19 protein-coding genes are annotated in these 24,604 nt (G+C 43.0%); 18 read left to right on the top strand and 1 reads right to left on the bottom strand.

The features are described 5' to 3' along the window. The first annotated feature begins 111 nt into the window (after positions 1 to 111). The 5 genes from clpB (at position 112) to DW152_RS12320 (ending at position 8,104) form a co-directional block, all read left to right on the top strand. Positions 112 to 2,727: an ATP-dependent chaperone ClpB gene (gene clpB, locus DW152_RS12340; protein WP_118288747.1), complete on the top strand. Its 2,616-nt coding sequence runs from the start codon at positions 112 to 114 to the stop codon at positions 2,725 to 2,727. An 11-nt stretch (positions 2,728 to 2,738) separates the two neighbouring features. After that, the gene (locus DW152_RS12335; protein ID WP_117538216.1) at positions 2,739 to 3,968 is read left to right on the top strand and encodes a DNA polymerase Y family protein; all 1,230 of its coding nucleotides are present in this window, start codon (positions 2,739 to 2,741) and stop codon (positions 3,966 to 3,968) included. Next, positions 3,965 to 4,945 carry an N-acetylmuramoyl-L-alanine amidase family protein gene (locus DW152_RS12330; RefSeq protein ID WP_118288746.1) on the top strand — a complete coding sequence of 327 codons (981 nt, stop codon included), beginning with the start codon at positions 3,965 to 3,967 and terminating at the stop codon, positions 4,943 to 4,945. Before DW152_RS12335 ends, DW152_RS12330 begins: the two co-directional genes overlap by 4 nt. Positions 4,946 to 4,947: 2 nt before the next feature. Then, the gene (locus DW152_RS12325; RefSeq protein ID WP_021859646.1) at positions 4,948 to 7,020 is read left to right on the top strand and encodes a VWA domain-containing protein; all 2,073 of its coding nucleotides are present in this window, start codon (positions 4,948 to 4,950) and stop codon (positions 7,018 to 7,020) included. A 208-nt stretch (positions 7,021 to 7,228) separates the two neighbouring features. Further along, positions 7,229 to 8,104 carry a YitT family protein gene (locus DW152_RS12320; RefSeq protein ID WP_117538219.1) on the top strand — a complete coding sequence of 292 codons (876 nt, stop codon included), beginning with the start codon at positions 7,229 to 7,231 and terminating at the stop codon, positions 8,102 to 8,104. A gap of 175 nt (positions 8,105 to 8,279) precedes the next feature. Here the strand turns inward: DW152_RS12320 and pepT are convergent, their stop codons facing one another. Next, positions 8,280 to 9,497 carry a peptidase T gene (pepT, locus tag DW152_RS12315; protein WP_117538220.1) on the bottom strand — a complete coding sequence of 406 codons (1,218 nt, stop codon included), beginning with the start codon at positions 9,495 to 9,497 and terminating at the stop codon, positions 8,280 to 8,282. Between the two features lie 167 nt (positions 9,498 to 9,664). Between pepT and DW152_RS12310 the strand changes: the two genes are divergently transcribed. From DW152_RS12310 to ychF, 13 genes are all read left to right on the top strand, one after another. Beyond that, a complete protein-coding gene (locus tag DW152_RS12310; protein WP_021859612.1) occupies positions 9,665 to 11,125 on the top strand; it encodes a UDP-N-acetylmuramoyl-L-alanyl-D-glutamate--2,6-diaminopimelate ligase in 1,461 nt (486 codons plus the stop codon). Between the two features lie 9 nt (positions 11,126 to 11,134). Then, entirely contained in the window at positions 11,135 to 13,363 is a 2,229-nt protein-coding gene (priA, locus tag DW152_RS12305) for a replication restart helicase PriA (protein ID WP_117538221.1), read from the top strand. Between the two features lie 16 nt (positions 13,364 to 13,379). Continuing rightward, on the top strand, positions 13,380 to 13,856 hold the full coding sequence (def, locus tag DW152_RS12300) for a peptide deformylase (RefSeq protein ID WP_021859614.1): 477 nt from the start codon (positions 13,380 to 13,382) through the stop codon (positions 13,854 to 13,856). Further along, complete coding sequence (gene fmt, locus DW152_RS12295) at positions 13,856 to 14,788, top strand: methionyl-tRNA formyltransferase (protein ID WP_117538222.1); 933 nt, start codon at positions 13,856 to 13,858, stop codon at positions 14,786 to 14,788. Before def ends, fmt begins: the two co-directional genes overlap by 1 nt. Before the next feature lie 18 nt (positions 14,789 to 14,806). Continuing rightward, on the top strand, positions 14,807 to 15,508 hold the full coding sequence (locus DW152_RS12290) for a zinc metallopeptidase (RefSeq protein WP_117538223.1): 702 nt from the start codon (positions 14,807 to 14,809) through the stop codon (positions 15,506 to 15,508). 33 nt (positions 15,509 to 15,541) lie between these two features. Continuing rightward, a complete protein-coding gene (gene rsmB / locus DW152_RS12285) occupies positions 15,542 to 16,852 on the top strand; it encodes a 16S rRNA (cytosine(967)-C(5))-methyltransferase RsmB (protein ID WP_117538224.1) in 1,311 nt (436 codons plus the stop codon). Further along, positions 16,845 to 17,891, top strand: coding sequence for a 23S rRNA (adenine(2503)-C(2))-methyltransferase RlmN (gene rlmN, locus DW152_RS12280; protein WP_021859618.1), 1,047 nt, complete (start codon positions 16,845 to 16,847; stop codon positions 17,889 to 17,891). The genes rsmB and rlmN overlap by 8 nt, the downstream gene beginning before the upstream one ends. Beyond that, on the top strand, positions 17,892 to 18,635 hold the full coding sequence (locus DW152_RS12275) for a Stp1/IreP family PP2C-type Ser/Thr phosphatase (protein ID WP_021859619.1): 744 nt from the start codon (positions 17,892 to 17,894) through the stop codon (positions 18,633 to 18,635). Further along, positions 18,629 to 20,752 (top strand): Stk1 family PASTA domain-containing Ser/Thr kinase, encoded by a 2,124-nt coding sequence (pknB, locus tag DW152_RS12270; RefSeq protein ID WP_117538225.1) that lies wholly within the window; start codon positions 18,629 to 18,631, stop codon positions 20,750 to 20,752. Before DW152_RS12275 ends, pknB begins: the two co-directional genes overlap by 7 nt. A 25-nt stretch (positions 20,753 to 20,777) precedes the next feature. Further along, a complete protein-coding gene (gene rsgA, locus DW152_RS12265) occupies positions 20,778 to 21,656 on the top strand; it encodes a ribosome small subunit-dependent GTPase A (RefSeq protein ID WP_021859621.1) in 879 nt (292 codons plus the stop codon). Between the two features lie 2 nt (positions 21,657 to 21,658). Further along, complete coding sequence (rpe, locus tag DW152_RS12260) at positions 21,659 to 22,321, top strand: ribulose-phosphate 3-epimerase (protein ID WP_021859622.1); 663 nt, start codon at positions 21,659 to 21,661, stop codon at positions 22,319 to 22,321. Next, positions 22,314 to 22,976: a thiamine diphosphokinase gene (locus tag DW152_RS12255; protein WP_021859623.1), complete on the top strand. Its 663-nt coding sequence runs from the start codon at positions 22,314 to 22,316 to the stop codon at positions 22,974 to 22,976. The genes rpe and DW152_RS12255 overlap by 8 nt, the downstream gene beginning before the upstream one ends. A gap of 512 nt (positions 22,977 to 23,488) precedes the next feature. Beyond that, entirely contained in the window at positions 23,489 to 24,589 is a 1,101-nt protein-coding gene (gene ychF, locus DW152_RS12250) for a redox-regulated ATPase YchF (RefSeq protein WP_118288745.1), read from the top strand. Positions 24,590 to 24,604: the final 15 nt, after the last annotated feature.

Raw genomic sequence — 24,604 nt, 5'->3', positions numbered from 1 at the left:
AAGGTTTAAGAATACTTTTTAAAACAATTAGCACTCGACTCTTGACAGTGCTGATAAAGTGTTGTATTGTTATATTGCAAGTAGAACAAGAGCAAAAAGGAGGTTGTCTTTATGAATATAAATAAATTTACACAGAAATCATTGCAGGCTGTGCAAGACTGTGAACGCATTGCATCTGACTATGGCAACCAGGAGATTGCACAGGAGCATTTGCTTTATGCATTATTAACACAGGATGACAGCCTGATCGCGAAATTGATGGAAAAGATGGGGCTCGATAAGAACCTTATTATTAATCGCGTGGAAGAGGCGATTACAAAACGCCCGAAAGTACAGGGTGGAAGACAGTATGTAGGACAGGATCTGAATAATGTTCTGATCCACGCAGAGGATGAGGCAAAACCGATGGGAGACGAATATGTTTCTGTTGAGCATCTCTTCCTCGCTATTATAAAATATGCAAGTAAAGATATGAAGGCACTGCTTCGTGAGATGGGTATCAGCCGGGAAGGATTCCTGCAAGCATTATCTACTGTGAGAGGCAATCAGAGGGTAACAAGTGATAACCCGGAAGATACTTATGATACGTTGAATAAATATGGTTCTGATCTGGTAGAGCGGGCAAGAGAGCAGAAACTGGATCCGGTGATCGGACGTGACTCTGAGATCCGTAATGTAGTCCGTATCCTTTCACGTAAGACGAAGAACAATCCGGTCCTAATCGGTGAACCAGGTGTTGGTAAGACAGCAGTTGTAGAAGGACTTGCACAGAGAATTGTCCGTGGTGATGTACCGGAAGGACTGAAAGACAAGACAATTTTCTCACTAGATATGGGAGCACTTGTAGCAGGTGCTAAATATCGTGGAGAATTTGAGGAACGTCTGAAAGCAGTTCTGGAAGAAGTGAAAAACAGCGATGGACGAATTATCCTGTTTATTGATGAGTTGCATACGATTGTCGGCGCTGGTAAGACGGACGGTGCAATGGATGCAGGAAATATGTTAAAACCAATGCTTGCCAGAGGTGAACTGCATTGTATCGGTGCAACAACACTGGATGAGTATCGTCAGTATATTGAAAAAGATGCGGCACTGGAACGTCGTTTCCAGCCGGTTATGGTAGAAGAGCCGACAGTGGAAGATGCAATTTCCATTCTGCGAGGACTGAAAGAACGATATGAAGTATTCCATGGAGTGAAGATCACAGATGGAGCACTTGTTGCAGCAGCAACACTCTCAGATCGTTATATTTCCGACCGTTTTCTGCCGGACAAAGCGATCGACCTTGTAGATGAAGCATGTGCCATGATCAAGACAGAACTAGATTCCATGCCTGCAGAACTGGACGAATTACAGCGTAAGATCATGCAGTTTGAGATAGAAGAAGCAGCTCTTAAGAAGGAAGACGATCGGTTGAGCCAGGACAGACTTGTACATCTGCAGGAAGAACTGGCAGAGCGCAGAGAAGAATTTGCAAGTCGTAAAGCACAGTGGGACAATGAGAAAGTCGGCGTTGAACGTGTGCAGAAGATCCGTGAGGAGATTGAGCAGATCAACAAAGAGATTGAGAAAGCACAGCATTCTTATGACTTGGAGAAGGCTGCAGAACTGCAGTATGGTAAGCTGCCACAACTGAAGAAACAGTTGGAAGATGAAGAAGCTAAAGTAAAAGATGAAGACCGCGATCTGGTACATGAAAGTGTTACCGATGATGAGATTGCGAAGATCGTATCCCGGTGGACAGGTATTCCGGTTGCCAAATTAAATGAGAGCGAGAGAAGCAAGACACTGCATCTGGCAGATGAGCTGCATAAACGTGTCATCGGTCAGGATGAAGGTGTGGAACTTGTAACCGAAGCAATCATCCGATCCAAAGCCGGAATTAAAGATCCAACCAGACCGATTGGTTCGTTCCTGTTCCTTGGACCTACCGGAGTCGGTAAGACAGAACTTGCAAAGACACTTGCAGAGAGCCTGTTTGATGATGAGAATAACATGGTGCGTATCGACATGAGTGAGTATATGGAGAAATATTCCGTATCCAGACTGATCGGAGCGCCTCCGGGATATGTCGGATATGATGAAGGTGGCCAGCTTACCGAAGCTGTCAGAAGAAAACCTTACTCAGTTGTACTGTTTGATGAGATTGAAAAAGCACACCCGGATGTATTTAATGTATTATTGCAGGTGTTGGATGATGGACGTATTACGGATTCCCAGGGACGTACTGTAGATTTTAAGAATACAATCCTGATCATGACATCCAATATTGGTTCCCAGTATCTGCTGGATGGAATTAATGAAGATGGAACGATCAAACCAGAAGCACAGGAAATGGTTATGAATGACCTGCGTGCACATTTCAGACCGGAATTTTTGAACCGTCTGGACGAGACGATTTTATTCAAACCATTGAACAAAGATAACATTTATCATATAATTGACTTACTTGTAAAAGATGTAAACAGACGTCTGGCAGACAAAGAGATTTCCCTTTCCCTGACAGAAGCTGCAAAGAATTATGTAGTGGAAGGTGGTTACGATCCGACTTACGGAGCACGTCCGCTGAAGAGATATTTGCAGAAGCATGTTGAGACACTGGCAGCAAAACTGATGCTGGAAGGTGAGATCCGGGCAGGTGAGACTATTGTGATTGATGTTGAGAATGAAAAACTTGCTGCGCATATTCAGGAATATATGCAGGTGGTACCAGAGTCTGACTTATAAGGAGCGATAAGATGCCACGGATAATCTTCCATATAGATGTGAACTCTGCGTATTTAAGCTGGAGTGCAGTGGAACAATTGAAGAATGGAGCGGAGACGGATCTGCGTAAGATACCGGCTATCATCGGAGGCGACAGAGCTTCCAGACATGGAGTCGTGCTTGCCAAATCCATTTCCGCTAAGAAGTATGGCATCCGCACAGGGGAACCCGTTGTGGATGCCATTCGTAAGTGTCCGAATCTTGTGATCGCACCGCCGGATCACAGACTCTATTCGGATTACAGCAGAAAATTGATGACATTTCTGCGCGGTTATACGGATCAGATCGAACAGGTCAGCGTAGATGAGTGTTATATGGATTTTACAGAGAGCGCGCCGCGTTTTTTCTCACCGATGGAAGGCGCTTTAGAGATTAAAAATGAAGTCCGCAGACAGTTTGGATTTACTGTGAATGTTGGAATATCGGAAAATAAACTGCTGGCAAAGATGGCATCGGATTTTGAAAAACCGGATAAAGTACATACGTTATTTCCGGATGAGATTAAGGAGAAAATGTGGCCGCTTCCAATCGGAGAACTTTTTATGGCGGGCAGGTCGAGTGTGGAATATTTACAGAAGCTGGAGATCCGCACGATCGGAGATCTGGCACAGATGAATCCGGAACTACTGGAGATACATCTGAAAAGCCACGGGCGCAAACTATGGGAATTTGCCAATGGTATGGACAATTCGCCGGTAGAACCGGTACGTCAGGAGGCAAAAGGAATTGGCAACTCTATTACACTGCCGCAGGATGCAAAGACAGAAGAAGAGGCGTGTGAAGTGCTGGGAAAACTGGCAGGAAGCGTAGGAAGGAGACTCAGGAAAGCTGGGCAGAAAGCCGGAATGATCAGTGTGGAGATTAAGTATTATAATTTTGAAAATAGTTCCCACCAGACACAGCTGGAGAGAGCAACCAATGAGGATGCCAGAATTTACGAGACAGCAGCAGAATTATTCCGGGAAATGTGGAAAAAACAACCCATTCGTCTGCTGGGAATCCGAAGTTCCAAGTTGACGGATGCGTCTGCACCAGAACAGCTTACCATATTTGAAGTACAGCCGGAGATGGAGAAAAGGAAGAAAGCCAGTGAAAAGAAAGCAAAGCTGGAGCAGGCTTTAAAGGAAATACGTGGAAGATATGGAGAAGAAGCCGTGATCCGCGGCAGTAATATGGAAGAAAAGCGGGAAAAAGAAAAATGATGAAAAAAAAGATTTTTGCAGCAGTGGGAATGTTATTGCTTGTGATCGGACTATGTGGAGCAAAAAGCTATATGAGACAGATGAAAATAAGAGAGAATGAAGAAGTACAGAAAATAGAAAAGCAAAAAGAAGTGGCACAGGAAAGAAAAGAAGCAATGGAGCAACGAAAAAAGCAGGAAGAAGAAAAAAAACAGAAAGCAAAAGAACAGCAGAAAATAATAAAAAGACAGAAAAAGATACAGATCTGTATTGATCCGGGGCATTATTCAAAAAAGAATGAAGTCTATGAAAACGGAAAAGTTGTTTACTGTGAAGGCAATTTTACATTGCAGGTGGCAAAAGAACTGAAAAAGATACTGGAAGAACGATATGGGGTGATTGTACATTTGACACGTACCAGCGGCAATATCTGTATCAACGGATACGAGAATCTGGCACTGGATTCCGGAAAGATCAGCCTGCGCGGTGAGGCGGCAAAAGGCATGGATCTCTTTATTTCACTCCATACGAATGCTAATCTGGAACATGCCAACGGTGTGGATACGAACAGACAGCCAATTGGCATTACAAAGCCAATTGTGATTGTTAATACTGTTGCAATGGAAAGTAAACAGGCACTTAGGGTGGCAAATGCAATCGGAACCAGTCTGGCAGTTTCCAATGCAAAATTAGGAATCAGCACACAGGAAAAGTTTCACACAGTAAGTGGAAAAGATGATATACTGAACTGGACAGATGCCTATAATGACAGTGTGGATAAAGAAGGAACGGTCTGTGCCCGTCGTGGAAATAATGGTGATTATTACGGCGTATTAAGGGGCGCATCGAATGTTGCGGTACCGGGAATGATCGTGGAGCATGGTTTCCATACCGTACCGAAGATGCGTAAGCTGGCAGCAGATGGAACGCTGGCAAAGGAATGGGCAGAAGCAGATGCGAAAGGAATCGCAGAAGGAATGAGATTGGAGGAGGAATAACAATGTTTTGTGCAAATTGTGGCTCTGAGCTGGAAAAGGGTGCCAGATTCTGTCCGGAATGTGGTGCACCGGTAGAACCGGTACAGCCGGAGAAAACCGTACAGAATCCGGGAAATACACAGGCATCCGGACAGATACCACCAGCAGGTGGAAGAACAACATCCGGACAGACACCGGCATCACCGAAGAAGAATCAGACAGTTATTATTGCAGCGGTTATCGCAGCAGTTGTATTGATTATCGGTGGCGGCTTATTATATGGGACGGTTGGTCTTGCATGGCAGAAGAACAGTGCAGTGTCAAAGATTGAGAAAGCCGGTCTTAAAGATTATCAGTCGGAAGAAGCAAGGCTGGCAGCAGAATGGGAGAATCTTGGTGTACTGGATTTTGGCGGTAAAAGAGCTGTTGTTAAAGAACTGAAAGAACTTAAAAAAGGTGTGGATGCATTTCAGGACTGTGCGTCAGAACTGTCAGAGATGGAGAAAGAGAAAAAACAGTATGATCTGGATTCTGAAAGTTACAGCGCATATGAAAGTGCATTAAAAGAATGTCGCAGTGCAATTAAGAAAAAAGAAGGCAAAAAGACACAGACAACTTATAAGAATGCTGTGAAAGCATTGGAAGCATTAAAAAGCGCAGATGACCAATATATTTCTGATCAGGTATCTATGTATGAAAATGTAGATCTTTCCGAGGCATCGTCCAAAGAAGTAAGCAGTTATAAGACGATTTTAAAAGAGATTCAGAGCCTGACAAAAGAAAAGACGAGAAATTACAAATCTATCCAGAAAACATTTGCAAAGATGGATCAGGCAATCTATCTGTATATCGATCCGAAGAATCCGCTGGATGTTACAGTTCAGCAGGTGGATGCGTCTGCATTTCCGAAGATCCGTCTGTATCTGAGTGTGAAAGATGGCAATACCGGAGAAGTACCGAAGAAGCTCAGTAATTCGCTTTTCTATATTAAGAAAAAAGATGCAAATGCAAAATATGTGAAGCAGATAATTACTTCTGCCGGACAGTTAAATGAAAAAGAAGCGCTGAAGGTAGATATGGTTGCAGATGTCAGCGGAAGTATGGATGGTGGACCGCTGGATGAAGCAAAACAGATCATGTCAGATTTTGTAAACAGTGTGCAGTTTGACGCCGGAGACAAAGTGGAACTTACATCATTCTCTACAGGAGTCCGCCTGGAACGGAAATTTACCGATGATGCCAGCGATCTTGTGAACTGTATTAACCAGTTGCAGACAGAAGAAGAGACCAGTCTGTACGATGCTTTATATACTTCCGTAGAACGTGTTGCGGCGCAGAATGGAGCCAGATGCGTGATCGCATTTACTGACGGACAGGATAATCACAGTAATTGCAGCCCGGATACCGTGATCCGGACAGCAAACCGTTATCATGTACCGATTTTTATTATCGGAATCGGAGGTTATGATTACAATGATGCAAGATATATTGCGGAACAGACTGGTGGAGCTTATTATAGTGTTACAGATGTAAATGGCATGAAGAGTATTTACGATCAGGTTTATGAAATGGAAAAACAACTTTACATGGTTGAGTTTGAAGACAAATCTGACATGAAGCTGGAAAGTAAAGCAGATATCGAAGCAGGATATAAGAGTGTGGAATATGGCGGCTCCTGCAAATACAGCTATACACCGAATGTATTGTTAAGCGCCAAGAGTGCAGATATTTATAAGGATGGACCGGAGGCGGTTGTGGAAGGTTATCTGAAGAATTTTGCAGAAGCAATGAATACAAATGATTTTTCAAAGATTTCCGGATATCTGAAGAATGGAAGCCCGATTTACAAAGAACAGGAGAAATATGTTCAGCGTAAAATTTCTGAACAATTGGATTCTTATGAACTGACAGATGTAAAATACAGCGGTAAGAATAAGTGCAAGATTTCTACAAGAGAGACTTATTATGTGCAGGTGGCAGGTAAACCGCTGCAGCTTATGACACAGGAGTGTACTTATGTGCTTGAGAAAAATGGAAATGACTGGGAGATGACATCTTTCGCAGATATTAAAGTTACAGACCGGATCAATCAGTAAATGCCTGTCTGGCACGAAGATTGCAGAGGATGGAAGAGGAAACTCTGAAATGAAAATATTCAAAACAGGGTGTTGACAAAGTTAAAATCCAGGGATATAATGTGAAACATAAGAGCAGTTGCGAATTATATTTTTATAGTTTGCAGCTGTTTTTTTGTCGTTTTGACGTATGGAAGAAAGATATAAATTCAGATGGGAGGTTATCAAAATGAAAAAAATGAACTGGAAAGAATTGATGATTGATGTTTTGGTGGATATTGTAGCGGGTATGATCATTGCAATCGGTATTTACAATTTTGCTTTAAATGCGAATTTTCCGGTAGCAGGATTTTCTGGTATTGCGATTATCTTATATCACCTGTTTGGTATCCCGGTTGGAGCCGGTACAATTTTGTTAAATATCCCGGTTTCAATTTTATGTTATAAATTCCTTGGAAAGAAGTTTTTCTTTGTTTCAGTAAAAACAACGATCATTTCGTCCCTTTTAATGGACTATGTAGCACCGCTGCTTCCGGTATATAACGGCAACAGACTGCTGGCAGCATTATGTATGGGTGTGCTTTGTGGAATCGGTTATGCGATGATCTTCATGCGCGGTTCTTCCACAGGCGGACAGGATTTCATCAGCGTTTCTATTAAACAGGTAAAACCGCACATGACACTGGGCGTGATCACATTTGCACTTGATATTACAACAATCATCCTCGGAACAGTTATCGTATTCAAAGACGTAGACGGACTGATCTATGGTGTGATTGTTACTTATCTGATGGCAACTGTAATGGACCGCATTATGTATGGTATTGATGAAGGAAAGATGACACTGATTGTAACAGAACGTGGAGAAGAGCTTGCAAAAGAGATTGATGCATATTCAGGAAGAGGTTCCACAATCTTAAAAGGTATGGGAAGTTATTCCAAAGCAAATAAAGATGTTGTTATGTGTGCATGCAACAACAAGCAGATGTATTCAATTAAGAAACTTGTACATGAATTAGATCCGAAAGCATTTACCATTATTATGGAATCCAATGAAGTTGTAGGAGAAGGCTTCAAGGAAGAATTGCCGGATATTGATCTGTAGAAAATATTATATAAATTAAAAAAAGGAACTGTCGTAACAGATGGTTCTTTTTGTTTATACGAAGTCGAGCAGAAGTTAATCTGCTCGATTTATGGCGACAAAGCAATTACAATGAATAAGAGAAAAGGACCATCGCACGTTAGTGCAATAGCCCTTAATATAAATACAGATAGATTTATTTCGCGTATAATTTTACAACTTCAACAGCTACGTCAACTGTCTGATCCATACCTTCGACTGTGATGTGCTCGTACGGTCCATGGTATGCATGTCCACCGGTACCAAGGTTCGGGCAAGGAAGTCCTTTGAAGCTTAACTGGCATCCGTCTGTACCACCACGAATTGGCATTACAAGTGGTGTCACATCTGCATTCTCACATGCCTGTTTTGCATTGTCGATCAGGTGCATGCATGTCTCAATAATCTCAGCCATGTTGCGGTACTGCTCTGTGATCGTGAGAGTAACAGTGCCTTCGCCCCATTTTTCATTCAGATCTTTTTCAATCAGGCGGAGTGTTTTCTTCTTAGCTTCAAAAAGTAATTTGTCATGATCTCTGACAATATAATGAAGCTCTGCTTCTCCGACTTCACCTTTCATACTTACGAGGTGATAGAAGCCTTCGTAGTCTTCAGTTCCTCTTGGTGTCTCCATAGAAGGAAGTGCATTGTTGATCTCCATAGCTACAAGACTCGCATTGATCATTGTATCTTTGGAAGATCCCGGATGTACGTTGAATCCTTTGATTACGAAATCAGCTTTGCATGCGTTAAAGTTTTCATACTGGATTTCACCTTCTGTGTCTCCGTCCAGTGTGTAACCGTAGTCTGCATCAAAACGTTCTACATCGAAATGAGAAGCGCCGGTTCCAATCTCTTCATCCGGAGTAAATGCAACACGGATCGGTCCGTGAGGAATATTCTCTTCATTCAGATGTTCGATCATTGTAAGAATCTCGGCGATTCCGGCTTTATCGTCGGCACCGAGAACGGTTGTACCATCTGTTGTAATCAGTGTACGTCCTTTCAGGCTTGTAAGATGTGGAAAGTTCTGCACACTTAAGACAAGACCGCTATCCCCAAGTTTAAGATCCTGTCCGTTATAGTTCTCTGTGATAACTGGTGTGATATCGTGGTCACAGAAATCAGATACGGTATCCATATGAGCGATGAAACCGATCTTCGGTTTGTCTTCATATCCAGCTGTTGCCGGAAGTTTTCCATACAGATAACATTGGTCGTCCAGATAAACATCTACAAGACCAAGTTCTTTCATCTCTGTCTCCAGGATTCTTGCAAGGTCAAACTGACATGTGGAAGACGGAACAGTGTCACTGTTCTCATCACTAGGTGTACGGACAACAACGTACTTTAATAGTCTTTCATAAGCTTTCATAAGTTGATTCCCCTTTTCTTGTATATAGTTTCTGCAAAAGATTATAACACATTTGCAGGAAGATGGACAGGAAAATTATCCCGGAGCAGTTCTTGTACTGTAGTGGAAAATGTTTTATAATAAGGATTACGAAAAAAATGAATGAAATGATGCAGGAGGCACAACGCATGAAATTAACCAGTTTATTGGAACGTTTGGAATATGAAGTCCGTCAGGGAAGTGATGAGATCGAAGTGACAGAACTTGTCAACGATTCGCGCAAAGTGACGGAAGGCAGTGTATTTGTATGTATTAGCGGAGCTGTATCGGATGGACATACTTATGTAGAAGAAGTCGCCGGTAAAGGCGCAAAAGCAGTGATTGTAGAAAAGCCGGTAGAAGCACCGGAAGGAGTGACTGTTATCCATGTAGATGATACCAGATATGCGCTGGCACTGATGTCAGCGGCTTATTTTGGATATCCGGCAGAAAAACTGCATGTGATCGGAATTACCGGTACAAAAGGAAAGACAACGACAACATATATGGTGAAGTCTATTCTTGAAGCAGCCGGACATAATGTCGGACTGATCGGAACGATTGAGGCAGTTATTGGAGACAAGACAATTCCGGCGAATAATACAACACCGGAGTCCTTTACAATCCACAAATATTTTGCAGAGATGGTAGAGGCAGGTTGTGACAGTGTTGTAATGGAAGTTTCTTCACAGGGATTGATGCTTCACCGTACCGCAGGAATCCAGTTTGAGATTGGTATATTCACTAACCTTGGAGAAGACCACATCGGACCGAATGAGCACAAAGATTTTGAAGATTACAAACGCTGCAAAGGTATTTTATTTACCCAGTGTAATCTTGGAATTGCAAATGTAGATGACAAGTGGTACAAGGATGTATTTAAAAATGCAACATGCCGCGTGGAGACGTTCGGATTTTCAGAGGAAGCAGATTTAAGAGCAGTAGATGTGAAACACGTTTCAAGACCAGGATACCTTGGCATGCATTATCATGTAACCGGACTTCTGGACATGGATGTGGAAGTAGACATTCCGGGAGAATTCAGCGTATACAATTCTCTTACGGCAATTGCAGTATGCAGACATTTCAGAGTACCGGAGGAAGATATTAAGAAGGCATTAAAGGCTGCAAAAGTCAAAGGACGTGTGGAAATGATCAAAGTTGCGGATGATTTTACACTGATGATCGACTATGCGCACAATGCAATGAGTCTGGAAAGTTTGTTAAATACGATGCGCGATTACAATCCGGGACGTCTTGTAACCGTATTTGGCTGCGGTGGAAACCGTTCCAAGACAAGACGCTACGAGATGGGAGAAGTTTCCGGTAAATTATCTGATTTCACAATCATTACATCGGATAATCCACGTTTTGAAGAGCCACAGGATATTATCGATGACATTATTACAGGTATGAAGAAAACAGACGGCAAATATATAGCAATCTGTGACAGAAAAGAAGCAATCCGTTATGCAATCGAACATGGTCAGCCGGGAGATGTCATCATCATTGCCGGAAAGGGACATGAGACGTATCAGGAGATCAAAGGCGTAAAATATGATATGGATGATCGTGTGCTGATCCGTGAAGTATTAGAAGAACAAAAATAAAGGAGCAAGATGTACGCTGATATTATCATAGACATCACGCATGAAAAATTAGATAAAGTATTTCAATATAGCATCCCTTCCCGGTTAGAAGGGATGCTTGAGGTTGGAACAGAAGTTGTTGTTCCGTTTGGAAGAGGCAACAAAGAAACACACGGCTATGTTATCGCATTTTCGGAAAAGACAGATTATGATCCGGCAAAGATCAAGGAGATTACAGGAAAAGCGGAAGAAAGTATGGCAATTGAGGGGAAACTGGTTGCATTGGCGGCATGGATGAAGGAGCATTACGGCGGAACTATGATCCAGGCGCTGAAGACTGTTCTTCCTGTAAAGAAGAAAGAGAAGATCCGACAGAAGCGCACGGTGCACCTGCTTTTAGATGAAGAAGCCGGAAAGCGCCAGCTGGATATTTATCTGCATAAGAACCAGAAAGCAAGAGCCAGACTGCTGGCAGGACTTCTGGATCAGCCGGTACAGGAATACGAACTGCTGACGAAGAAACTGAATGTGACAGGTACCGTGATCCGCACGCTGGAAGAACAGAAGATTCTTACTGTTGAATATGAAGATATGCTGCGTAATCCGGTCGATTATCAGAAAAAGACTGGAAAGCAGATCGTTTACACCGAAGAGCAGGAGAGAGCGATCCGTACTTTCGTGCAGGATTATCAGGCAGGAAAACGAAAGACATATCTCCTTTATGGAATTACCGGAAGTGGTAAGACAGAAGTCTATATGGAAATGATCGAACAGATCGTAAAAATGGGAAAACAGGCGATTGTGCTGATTCCGGAGATTGCACTTACTTATCAGACGGTAATGCGATTTTATGGAAGATTTGGCGACAGGGTATCTATTCTCAATTCCAGATTGTCACCGGGAGAACGTTTTGATCAGTTAGAGAGGATCAGACGTGGAAAAGTCGATGTGATGATCGGACCAAGGTCGGCACTGTTTACACCATTTTCTGATCTGGGACTGATCGTGATTGATGAAGAACAGGAATCGGCTTACAAAAGTGAGCAGGTGCCAAGGTATCATGCCAGAGAGACAGCAGTTGCAAGAGCGACGATGGAAGGAGCGAGTGTCGTGCTCGGTTCAGCAACTCCTTCCGTGGATGCTTATTTTAAGGCGAAGCAGGGAGAATACACATTGCTGGAACTTACCAGAAGAGCGAAGGGACAGAATCTGGCAAGCGTATATACCGTGGATATGCGGGAAGAATTAAAAAAAGGAAACCGTTCCATTATCAGCGACCGTTTAAAAGAACTGATTGAAGACCGTTTACAGAAGCATCAGCAGATCATGTTGTTTTTGAACCGGCGCGGTTATGCGGGATTCGTTTCTTGCAGGTCCTGCGGATATGTAGTAAAATGTCCTCATTGCGATGTGTCGCTGTCGGCACACCGCGGAGGGAAATTGGTCTGTCATTACTGTGGCTATGAGACGAAGCAGATGAACCGGTGTCCCGAATGTGGTTCCGGTTATATCGGAGGCTTCAAAGCAGGCACACAGCAGATCGAGGAACTGATAAAAAGGATGTTTCCGCAGGCTGGCGTGCTTCGGATGGATCTGGACACAACAAAATCAAAGGACGGACATGAGAAGATCCTGGCTGCATTTGCAAACCATGAAGCAGATATTCTGATCGGTACACAGATGATCGTCAAAGGACATGATTTCCCGGAGGTGACGCTGGTAGGTGTGCTGGCAGCGGATCTGTCACTGTATTCAAATGACTATCAGTCGGCAGAACGTACGTTCCAGCTGTTGACGCAGGCAGCCGGCAGAGCAGGCAGGGGATCCGCCGGGGGCGAAGTTGTCATACAGACGTATAGCCCGGAGCATTACAGTATCCAGAGAGCGGCAGCTCAGGATTATGATGGCTTTTATGAAGAAGAGATCAACTACAGGAGTCTGATGGGGTATCCACCGGTGCATCAGCTTCTTGCAGTCTGGATGAGTGGAAGTGAAGAAGAGCATCTGAAGAAAGCGGCAGGATATTTAAAAGAATTTACAGAGCGGCTCAACCGGCAGAAGAAACTGGCGATTATCGGACCGACTGCTCCGTTTATTGAAAAAGTAAATGACAGATACCGACAGCTTATCTATATTAAAAGTGAAGAATACAAATTCCTGATCGAAGCAAAAGATCTTATGGAACAGTATATAGAGATGAATTCAGGCTTTCGAAGCCTTCGGATTCAATTTGATTTTAACCCAATGAGTACAATGTAAACAGGAGAGAAGAGAGATGGCAATTAGAAAAATCCGTGAGTTAGGCGATGAGGTCCTGACAAAACCATGTAAAGAAGTAACGAAGATGACACTTCGTACAAAGATTCTGATCAACGATATGTTAGATACGATGTATGAGGCGATGGGAGTTGGTCTTGCAGCACCGCAGGTCGGTATTTTAAAGAGAATCGTAACAATTGATATCGGTGAAGGACCGATCGTCCTTATTAATCCGGAGATTCTGGAGACTTCCGGTGAGCAGACCGGAGAAGAAGGATGCTTAAGTGTTCCGGGAAAAGCAGGACTTGTGACAAGACCGAATTATGTCAAAGTAAAAGCACTGAACGAAGACATGGAAGAGATCGTACTGGAAGGAGAAGAACTTCTTGCCAGAGCTTTCTGCCATGAGATCGATCATCTGGATGGTAAGATGTATGTTGACCTTGTGGAAGGCGGACTTCACGATGTGGAGCCATATGAGGAGGAAGTTTAATGAAAGTCATTTTTATGGGGACTCCGGATTTTTCCGTAGGAACATTAGAGGCACTCATTGAAGCGGGACACGAAGTGGCACTTGTCGTAACGCAGCCGGATAAACCAAAGGGACGCGGCGGCAAGATGCAGTATACACCGGTGAAAGAAGTGGCAGTTGCCCACAATATTCCGGTCTATCAGCCGAAGAGAATCCGCGAGCCGGAATGTATAGAAGAATTAAGAAAATACAATGCAGATATTATGGTGGTTATTGCATTTGGTCAGATTTTACCAAAAGAGATACTGGAAATGACACCGTACGGATGCGTGAATGTGCACGCTTCGCTGCTTCCGAGTTATCGCGGTGCTGCACCAATCCAGTGGGCAGTGATCAATGGAGAGAAAGTATCCGGTGTAACGACCATGCAGATGAATGAAGGGCTGGATACCGGAGATATGTTATTGAAAGTAGAGATTCCGCTGGATGAGAAAGAGACGGGCGGAAGCCTGCATGATAAACTGGCAGAAGCCGGAGCACGGTTATGCGTAGAGACATTAGATGCATTAAAAGCCGGAACGGTAACGCCTGAAAAACAGGGTGATAGCCCGACCGCTTATGCGAAAATGCTCGATAAGCACATGGGGAAGATTGACTGGAAGATGTCTGCAAAAGAAATTGAGAGACTGATCCGTGGACTGAATCCATGGCCGAGTGCGTATACGAGATGGAATGAGAATGATAAAGGAATGAAGATCTGGGAAGCAGAAGTAGCAGAAGGGCAGACAGGTAAGGCTGCCGGTACAGTAGTAGAAGTCGCAAAAGACGGATTCTTTGTACAGACAGGAGACGGACTTCTGAAAATCACTGCACTGCAGATCCCGGGGAAAAAGAGAATGGATGCGGCAGCATTTCTGAGGGGATATCAGATGGAAACAGGAACGGTTCTTTAATTTTAAGGAGGAATTACTATGTATTATCCAATGTTTTATGATCCAACATATATCCTTGTAATGATCGGAGTTGTTATTTGTCTTCTTGCTTCGGCAAAGATGAATTCGACTTTTTCAAAATATTCCCGCGTGCGTAGTCACTCGGGAATGACAGGAAAAGAAGCGGCAGAAGCGCTTCTTCACAGAGAAGGTATTTATGATGTAAGAGTGGAATATGTCGCAGGTAATCTGACGGATCATTATGATCCGAGATCAAAAGTACTTCGTTTATCCGATGCAACTTACCAGCAGACATCGGTTGCAGCAATCGGAGTTGCAGCTCATGAATGTGGTCATGCGATCCAGCATGCAAGAGGATATGCACCGCTGTCTATCCGTAGTGCGCTTGTACCGGTTGCTAATTTTGGAAGTTCGATCGCCTGGCCGCTTATCATCATCGGACTGATCATGAACAGCCAGACATCCCAGCTGTTTCTGAATCTTGGTGTGATTGCATTTTCAATGGCAGTATTGTTTCAGATTGTAACACTGCCGGTAGAGTTTAATGCGTCAAGAAGAGCACTTAAGATTCTTGGCAATACCGGAATGTTATATCCGGATGAAGTAAGAGAAACAAGAAAAGTATTGACGGCAGCAGCCCTGACTTATGTCGCAGGAGCAGCTTCCGCAATTTTACAGTTATTAAGACTGATCATGATCTCCAATTCTAGAAGAGACTGATCGGTATAGGACAAGATATGTAGGAGGACAGGTATGGCATCATCAGTAAGCAGCCGTGAACTCATACTTGAGACACTGCTTATGATCACAAGAGACGGGCAGTACAGTCACATTGCCTTAAAAAATGTACTGGATCAGTACCAGTATCTGGATAAAAAAGAAAGGGCTTTTATTACAAGAGTCGTCAACGGAACACTGGAGCATATGGTTGAGATTGATGCAATACTGAACCGGTTTTCCAAAGTAAAAGTAAATAAAATGAAACCGGTGATCCGTACGATCCTACGAAGTAGTGTTTACCAGATGCGATATATGGATAGTGTACCGGATCGTGCAGTATGCAATGAAGCAGTGAAAGTTGCAGCGAAAAGAGGATTTGTGAATCTGAAAGGTTTCGTCAATGGCGTCTTAAGGACGATAAGCCGGAACAGGGAAGACATACAGCTACCGGATAAGACAGATATGGTAGCTTATCTGTCGATTGTATATTCGCTGCCGGAGTGGCTTGTAAAACAGTGGCTTGCAGTATACGATGCAGATACAGTAGAGACGATGGGAAAGGCATTTCTGGAAAATAAAAAGACAACTATCCGCAAGAGCCCGAAAGCTGGTGACACAACAGAGTTTGTGAAGCGTCTGGAGACAGAAGGCGTTATCGTAGAACCGGAAACACAGATGAAGGATGTGTTTTATATTTCCGGATATGATTACCTGGAGAAATTACAGACTTTCCGGAATGGCGAATTCTATGTGCAGGATATAAGCTCCATGCAGGTAGCAGAATGGGCAGATCCAAAAGCCGGAGACGTGATCATCGACGTGTGTGCCGCGCCCGGTGGCAAATCCATTCATCTTGCAGAAAAACTGGATGGAACGGGCATGGTGGAAGCAAGAGATCTGACGGAATACAAAGTAGAACTGTTGCAGGAAAATATAGAGCGGAGCGGTCTTACGAACATTTGCGCCAGAGTGCAGGATGCGACGGTAAAGGATCCGGAATCCGTGGGAAATGCGGATATTGTAATTGCGGATCTTCCTTGCTCCGGACTTGGTATTCTTGGCCGTAAACCGGATCTTCGTTATAAGATGACACCAATGATGCAGGAAGAGCTGGTTAAATTACAAAGAGAGATTTTAAAAGTAGTATGTGAATATGTGAAACCGGGTGGAAAGCTTCTTTACAGTACGTGTACCATTCATAAAGCTGAAAATGAAGATAATACAGCCTGGTTTCAAAAAGAACATCCGGAATTTCATTTGCAAAAAGAGAAGCAGATACTTCCGGGAATTGACATTGGAGACGGCTTTTATATAGCTATGTTCCAGAGGGAGAACCATGAGTAAAAAAGATATAGCATCTTATAATTATGAAGAATTAACAGAGGAAATGAACCGGATCGGTACAAAGTCTTTCCGCGGGAAACAGATTTATTCCTGGCTGCACGAAAAACTGGTGGATTCTTTTGAAGAGATGACCAATCTTCCAAAGAATCTCAGAGAAAAGTTGGATGAAGAATATGAGATCCGTCAGGTTTCGGTTGTAAAAAGACAAATTTCCAAAATGGATCCGACAGAGAAATTTCTGTTTGAACTGGATGACGGAAATATGATCGAAAGTGTTCTGATGAAATACAACTATGGCAATTCAGTCTGTATTTCATCGCAGGCAGGCTGCCGTATGGGCTGTCGTTTCTGTGCATCGACAATAGATGGACTGGAACGGAATCTTACAGCATCAGAGATGTTACGACAGATTTATGCGATACAGAAGATCACCGGGGAGCGGGTATCGAATATCGTAGTCATGGGAAGTGGCGAACCGTTAGATAACTATGATAATTTTGTACGGTTTGTACATATGATCAGTGATGAACACGGGCTTCATATCAGTCAGAGAAATATTACGGCATCAACCTGCGGAATCATCCCGAATATGTTGCGGCTTGCCGAAGAAGGACTGCAGATCACACTTGCACTTTCTCTGCATGGTTCTAATCAGGAGAAGCGTAAGAAACTGATGCCGGTTGCGAATAAATATGAACTGACGGACGTGCTGAAAGCCTGTGACGTTTATTTTGAAAAAACAGGACGAAGAGTTACATTTGAATACAGTCTTGTAAAGGATGTCAACGATCAGGACGAGGATGTGAAGGAGCTGGCAGCGATGTTAAAAAACCGGAACTGTCATCTGAATTTGATTCCGGTTAATCCAATCCGGGAACGTGATTTTAAGAAACCGGATGGCAAAAATGCCCGTGATTTCAAAAATAAACTTGAAAAAAACGGAATAAATGTTACTATTAGAAGAGAAAGAGGCTCAGATATTGACGGAGCCTGCGGACAGTTAAGACGACGTTATAAAACCGCGAAAAAGGAGAACTAGATGAAAATATATGCAATGACCGATGTGGGTAGAAAAAGAGAAGTCAATCAGGACTTTGTATATGTAACAGATAAACCGGTGGGACCGTTCCCGAATCTTCTGGTAGTCGCAGATGGAATGGGAGGCCATAAAGCCGGTGATTTTGCGTCTAAATATACAGTAAAAGTACTCCATGAAGAACTGGAGAAGACAGTGCTTAAGAAGCCGGAAGAGATCCTTAAGGAGATAGTAATAACTGCCAATCATGAGCTTATTAAAGCAGCGCAGTCGGATGTGAAATTGGAAGGAATGGGTACAACACTGGTTGTTGCTACTGTTATCGGTAATACATTATATTTTTCAAATGTAGGAGACAGTCGTCTTTATCTGATCAATGATAAGATCAAACAGATTTCCAAAGACCACTCTCTTGTAGAAGAGATGGTAAGACTTGGAGGAATCAAAGCAGAAGAAGCCAAGAATCACCCGGATAAGAATATTATCACAAGGGCGATCGGTGTGAAAGAAGATGTAGAAGCAGATATTTATGAATATCGTCTGAGAAAGGGAGACATCATTCTGATGTGTACAGACGGACTCAGCAACATGGTAGAAGATGAGGACATGTTTGACATCGTTAAGGGAGCCAGAGATATTGTTGAGGCAGTTCATATGCTGATAGAGAAAGCGAACAGTAATGGCGGGAGAGATAATATAGGGGTGGTTATGGCAGAGCCACTTGCAGATGAGGTGAGCGTATGGTAAAAGACGGAATATTTCTGGGTAACCGTTATGAGGTGCTGAGCAAGATTGGCGCCGGTGGAATGGCGGATGTATATAAGGGAAAAGATACGATGCTGAATCGCTATGTTGCGATCAAAGTATTGAAGAAAGAATATCGGGAAGATGAGAATTTCGTCCGTAAATTCCGGACAGAAGCGCAGTCCGCAGCGGGACTTCTGAACCCGAACGTTGTAAATGTCTATGATGTAGGCGAGGACCGGGGACTGTATTATATGGTTATGGAACTGGTCGAAGGAATCACGCTGAAAGAGTATATTGAAAGAAAGGGCAGATTATCTCACAAAGAGATTATCAGCATCGCAATACAGATGTGCACCGGTATCGGTGCAGCACATGCGGCAAATATCATTCACCGCGATATCAAACCGCAGAATGTAATTATTTCCAGAGACGGCAAAGTTAAAGTAACAGATTTCGGAATTGCAAAAGCTACTACATCGAATACGATCAGTACGAACGCAATGGGCTCAGTACATTATACATCACCGGAGCAGGCAAGAGGCGGATTCAGTGATGCGAAGAGTGATATTTATTCGATTGGTATTACGCTGTATGAGATGGCAACCGGTCAGGTACCGTTTGACGGAGATTCGACCGTATCTGTTGCAATGAAACACCTGCAGCAGGAAATCACACCGCCGTCAGAACTGGTTCCGGATATTCCGTACAGTCTGGAACAGATTATTTTAAAATGTACACAGAAAAACGGAGAACGCCGTTATCCGAATACAACACAGCTGATTCAGGATCTGAAACGTTCACTGGTAGATCCGGATGGAGATTTCGTAGTGATCCCGCCGCTTGGCAATGCCGATACCGTGATCATCACGGATGAAGAACTGGACGATATCCGTAGTGGTTATGATGATGATTATGACGACGAGGATTACGATGACAATTACGATGACAACAAAGGCTATGGCGATGATTATGATGATGAAGACTACGATGATGATTATGACGACAAAGGCTATGGCAGCAAAGGTTACGGAGACGATGATTATGACGATGATGTATATGACCGGAAAAAGTCCCGCAAGAAAAAAGGCGGCGAAGATGTAAATCCAGGTATGCGTAAGCTTATGAAGATTCTTATGGTTGTTGTCGTGATCATTATTCTGTTCGTTGTTGTCTTTGCAATCGGCAAAGCTACCGGTATCTTCAAAGGATTTAATTCCGGAGTTACAGCAGAAGAGACAGACAGCAAAGTAAAAGTTCCGAATGTTGTTGGAATGACAGAAGAAGATGCAAAAGCAGCGCTGAACAAAAAAGGACTTGGATGTCATGTCACATATGAAGAATCTGATAAATATGAAAAAGGTAAAGTCTGCGAGCAGAAGACAGAAGCCGGAACAAAAGTAGCGAAGAATACAAGAATTAATATTGTTGTATCTTCAAAGAAGATAGAAGATACGATCCAGATACCGAATGTATCCGGTATGGATGAATCCGAAGCGCAGCGCACACTGGAAGAAAAAGGCCTTACAGTTGGATCTTCCCAGTTTGTATATAGCAGCCAGTATGATGAAGGCGAAGTTATCGGAACGGATCCGGCAGCAGGAACAAGTGTAACCGCAGATCAGGAAGTGGTAATGAAAGTCAGCAAAGGCTCTGAGAAGATTTCTGTGCCAAGTCTTGTAGGCAAGACGGATTCAGAAGCACAGTCTGCGATCAAGTCAGCAGGACTGAAAGTTGGGACGGTTACTTACCAGTACAGTGATGAGACGGAAAAAGGCTATGTTGTGTCTCAGTCTCCGTACAGCGGTAACAAAGTAAATGCCGGATCAACAGTAAATATTGTTGTCAGCAAAGGAAAGAAACCGGAGGATAAGATCACTGTCCAGAATTTCAGTGGCAGTGATGAAGAAGAACTGTTAAGCTGGGCTTCTGAGAATGGACTGAATGCAAGCAAACAGCGGAGCGAGTACAGTAGTAATTATGAAGAAGGAACGATTATTTCCATGACTCCTTCTTACGGAAAAGTATCCAAAGGATCAACCATCCGCTATGTCTTAAGCCTTGGACCAAAACCGGAAAGCAACAGTGGAAACAATGACGGAAAACAGGGCGATAACTAGCAGATAAGGACAGATTGCAGAAAATATGAATGGAAAGATTGTAAAAGGAATTGCCGGATTCTACTACGTTCACGTAGTAGAATCCGGTGTTTATGAATGTAAAGCGAAAGGAATTTTCAGAAAAGACAAGATTAAACCGCTGGTTGGTGATAATGTTGAACTGGAAGTTCTGGATAAAGAAGAAAAACTAGGAAATATCATTCGGATCCTGCCACGTCAGAATGAACTGATACGTCCGGCAGTTGCCAATATCGACCAGGCACTGGTCGTATTTGCAGTGTGTAAACCGAGTCCGCACTATAATCTGCTGGACCGTTTTCTCGTAATGATGGAAAGCAAAGGTGTACCGGTTGTTCTGTGCTTTAACAAAGAAGATATTGCCTGCGAAGAACAGATTGCCGAGATTGAAAGCATTTATCGTGACTGCGGTTATCCGTGTGTTTTTGCAAGTGCAAAAGAGGAGAAGAATATCGAAGAGATCCGTAAACTACTACAGGGAAAGACAACAGTGATTGCCGGACCATCAGGAGTCGGTAAATCTTCGATCATTAATATTTTACAGCCGGAAGCGAATATGGAGACCGGAGGCATCAGCCGAAAGATCGAACGTGGAAAACATACAACAAGACATTCTGAGTTGTTCCCGATAGATGAGGAATCCTATATTATGGATACCCCCGGATTTAGTTCTCTGTATGTGAATGATTTTGAAAAAGAAGAACTGAAATATTATTTTCCGGAATTTGAACCTTATGAAGGTGGATGCAAATATAATGGATGCGATCATATACACGAACCGGGCTGTGCAATAAAAGAAGCGGTAGAATCCGGGAAGATCCACGAAGTCCGTTATGAAGATTATAAAGAAATGTATGAGGAACTGAAGAATAAGAGGAGGTATTAGACATGGAGTACATTTTAGCACCGTCCATTTTGGCGGCAGATTTTAAGAACCTGGGGGAACAGATGAAACTGACAGAAGACAATGGGGCAAAATATATTCATTTTGATGTAATGGATGGAATGTTTGTGCCAAGTATCTCTTTTGGAATGCCGGTTTTAAAATCCATTCATGATGTGACAGGACAGGTGATGGATGCGCATTTGATGGTGAAAGAACCAATCCGCTATATCGAAGAATTTGAAAAATCAGGAGCAGATATCGTAACGATTCATCTGGAAGCATGTGAGGATGTGGAAGCAACGATTCAGAAGATTCGTGACTGCAACATGAAAGTCGGCTTATCCATCTGCCCGGAAACACCGGCAGAAGCAATCGAACATCTTCTTCCGAAAGTGGATATGTTACTGGTAATGAGCGTGCATCCGGGATTCGGAGGTCAGAAGTTCATTCCGGAATCGCTGGATAAGATCCGCAAGATCCGTGCCATGATCAATGAACAGGGACTTCAGGTGGATATTCAGGTAGATGGCGGTATTTATCTTACAAATGTCCGTGAAGTGCTGGATGCCGGAGCAAATATTATCGTAGCGGGTTCAGCTGTATTTGGCGGAGATCCGGGTGAAAATACAAAGAAATTTATGGAGATTTTAAAGGATTATGAATAAGAAAATCGTTATCGTCAGCGGGGGAGAGCTGAACGAGGAGTTTACACTTTCTGTTTTGAGGGAGGAAGCAGGATGTGTGATCGGTGTGGATCGGGGAATGGAATTTTTATACCATCATCAGATCATGCCGAGCTATATCGTAGGGGATTTTGACAGTGTGGATCAGACGATTGCCACATATTACCGTGACGAGACAGATGTTCCAATCCGTGAATTTAATCCGGTGAAGGATGCTTCAGATACAGAAATCGCAATTCGTCTCGCAATGACACTGGGGTGCAAAGAGATGATTATTCTTGGTGCAACTGGCGGCAGGATCGATCATCTCTGGGCAAATATACAGTCGCTTGCAATTCCATTTCAGGCAGGTGTGGAGGCGCAGATCCTAGATCCGCAGAATCGTATCCGGCTGATCGACGGAGATACTGTGATTAAAAAAGATGAGGCGTATGGTCCGTTCTTTTCAGTATTTCCACTTGGCGCGGAAGTATATCATTTCAATATCGAGGGCGCTAAGTATCCGCTCACCGATCATACACTGAGTCCATATGACAGTCTGTGTGTGAGCAACCAGTGGCTCGAAGATGAAGTGAAGATCAGCTTTATGAACGGAATCGTGATCTTGATGGAGACCAAGGATAAAGGACAAGATTAAGATGTTAAGTAAATCTTGGGTGCTGTATCTATTATGGCAGGAATTACCGAGTAGGGATATCAGAACGCAGAGTATGATATCCCTTAAATAATAAATTGTGGAAAAGGGATATACAATCGTATCCTAAATATAGAAAAGTGTCAGAGAAGGGATACCAGGATACAAAGCATGATATCCCTTAAATGCTAAAATTGCAAAAAGAGATATCGAAAATGTCTGCTACCCAGTTGGACGATGAAGCCAGAAAGGTTATGGAACAAATAAAGAGTATGCCCAGAGATATTCGCAGTAAGAAAAAGGCTGCTAAAGGGAGAAAGGAAATAAAATTTTATGCGTGATTTCATTAACAATTACTGGGAAAATAGCGGATTTACATTGAATTTGAAACCCTGGTGTGATAATCTATAAATTGCTATATCAGGGTTTCTTTTTATTTTGAAAGAACATGAGATAGCAGAAAAAGATTAATAAAAATCCTGAAACCAAAGGATAAAAAAGGAGAATATAAAATTATGAAACTGGGAATCGTAGGACTTCCAAATGTAGGAAAAAGTACATTATTTAACTCATTAACAAAAGCAGGAGCAGAGTCCGCAAACTATCCGTTCTGCACGATTGATCCGAACGTCGGCGTCGTTACCGTGCCGGATGAGAGACTGAACGTTCTGGGAGAGATGTATCATACAAAGAAGATCATTCCGGCGGCAATCGAATTTGTTGATATTGCGGGTCTTGTTAAGGGAGCATCCAAAGGAGAGGGACTTGGCAACCAGTTCCTTGCAAATATCCGTGAAGTAGATGCAATCGTACATGTTGTCAGATGTTTTGAGGATAGCAATATTGTACATGTAGACGGAAGTGTAGATCCACTGCGGGATATCGAGACGATCAATTTGGAACTGATTTTTTCTGATCTGGAGATCCTGGAGCGTAGAATTGCAAAGACTACAAAAGTTGCAAGAAATGACAAGACAGCAGCAAAAGAACTTGCGCTGTTAGAGAAGATCAAAGCACATCTGGAAGATAACCGTCTTGCGAAGACATTTGACGGAGCAGAAGATGAAGAAGAGGAAGAGTGGTTAAAGAGCTACAATCTTCTGACATACAAACCGGTTATTTATGCAGCAAATGTTGCAGAAGATGATCTGGCAGATGACGGAGCAAATAACAAGGGCGTGCAGGAAGTAAGAGAATACGCAGCAAAAGAGCAAAGTGAAGTATTTGTTGTATGTGCACAGATTGAACAGGAGATTGCAGAGCTGGATGATGATGAGAAGAAGATGTTCTTAGAAGATCTCGGATTAACAGAATCCGGACTGGAAAAACTGATCAAAGCCAGCTACAAACTGCTCAGACTGATCAGCTATCTGACAGCCGGCGAGCCGGAAGTCCGTGCATGGACGATTACAAAAGGAACAAAAGCACCGCAGGCAGCAGGTAAAATCCACACAGACTTTGAACGAGGATTTATCCGTGCAGAGGTTGTATCTTACGATGATCTGATGGAATGCGGAAGCCATACAGCAGCAAAAGAAAAAGGACTGATCCGCCTGGAAGGAAAAGATTACGTTGTCCAGGATGGAGACATCATGCTGTTCAGATTTAATGTTTAAGAGAAATAATAAAAG

The organism is Dorea sp. AM13-35 (assembly GCF_003473885.1).
In the GTDB taxonomy this organism is placed as follows: Bacteria; Bacillota; Clostridia; order Lachnospirales; family Lachnospiraceae; genus Dorea_D; species Dorea_D hominis.
The sequence above is the reverse complement of the archived record's forward strand: the minus strand, read 5'-3'. Positions and strand labels throughout refer to the sequence as shown.

Coding starts and splice junctions, on each gene's coding strand:
- priA (WP_117538221.1), top strand. CDS start 11,135: ATGTACGCTGATATTATCATAGACATCACGCATGAAAAATTAGATAAA.
- rsgA (WP_021859621.1), top strand. CDS start 20,778: ATGAATGGAAAGATTGTAAAAGGAATTGCCGGATTCTACTACGTTCAC.
- DW152_RS12255 (WP_021859623.1), top strand. CDS start 22,314: ATGAATAAGAAAATCGTTATCGTCAGCGGGGGAGAGCTGAACGAGGAG.
- ychF (WP_118288745.1), top strand. CDS start 23,489: ATGAAACTGGGAATCGTAGGACTTCCAAATGTAGGAAAAAGTACATTA.
- pknB (WP_117538225.1), top strand. CDS start 18,629: ATGGTAAAAGACGGAATATTTCTGGGTAACCGTTATGAGGTGCTGAGC.
- DW152_RS12325 (WP_021859646.1), top strand. CDS start 4,948: ATGTTTTGTGCAAATTGTGGCTCTGAGCTGGAAAAGGGTGCCAGATTC.
- rpe (WP_021859622.1), top strand. CDS start 21,659: ATGGAGTACATTTTAGCACCGTCCATTTTGGCGGCAGATTTTAAGAAC.
- DW152_RS12335 (WP_117538216.1), top strand. CDS start 2,739: ATGCCACGGATAATCTTCCATATAGATGTGAACTCTGCGTATTTAAGC.
- rlmN (WP_021859618.1), top strand. CDS start 16,845: ATGAGTAAAAAAGATATAGCATCTTATAATTATGAAGAATTAACAGAG.
- DW152_RS12290 (WP_117538223.1), top strand. CDS start 14,807: ATGTATTATCCAATGTTTTATGATCCAACATATATCCTTGTAATGATC.
- pepT (WP_117538220.1), bottom strand. CDS start 9,497: ATGAAAGCTTATGAAAGACTATTAAAGTACGTTGTTGTCCGTACACCT.
- clpB (WP_118288747.1), top strand. CDS start 112: ATGAATATAAATAAATTTACACAGAAATCATTGCAGGCTGTGCAAGAC.
- DW152_RS12320 (WP_117538219.1), top strand. CDS start 7,229: ATGAAAAAAATGAACTGGAAAGAATTGATGATTGATGTTTTGGTGGAT.
- DW152_RS12275 (WP_021859619.1), top strand. CDS start 17,892: ATGAAAATATATGCAATGACCGATGTGGGTAGAAAAAGAGAAGTCAAT.
- fmt (WP_117538222.1), top strand. CDS start 13,856: ATGAAAGTCATTTTTATGGGGACTCCGGATTTTTCCGTAGGAACATTA.
- DW152_RS12310 (WP_021859612.1), top strand. CDS start 9,665: ATGAAATTAACCAGTTTATTGGAACGTTTGGAATATGAAGTCCGTCAG.
- rsmB (WP_117538224.1), top strand. CDS start 15,542: ATGGCATCATCAGTAAGCAGCCGTGAACTCATACTTGAGACACTGCTT.
- DW152_RS12330 (WP_118288746.1), top strand. CDS start 3,965: ATGATGAAAAAAAAGATTTTTGCAGCAGTGGGAATGTTATTGCTTGTG.
- def (WP_021859614.1), top strand. CDS start 13,380: ATGGCAATTAGAAAAATCCGTGAGTTAGGCGATGAGGTCCTGACAAAA.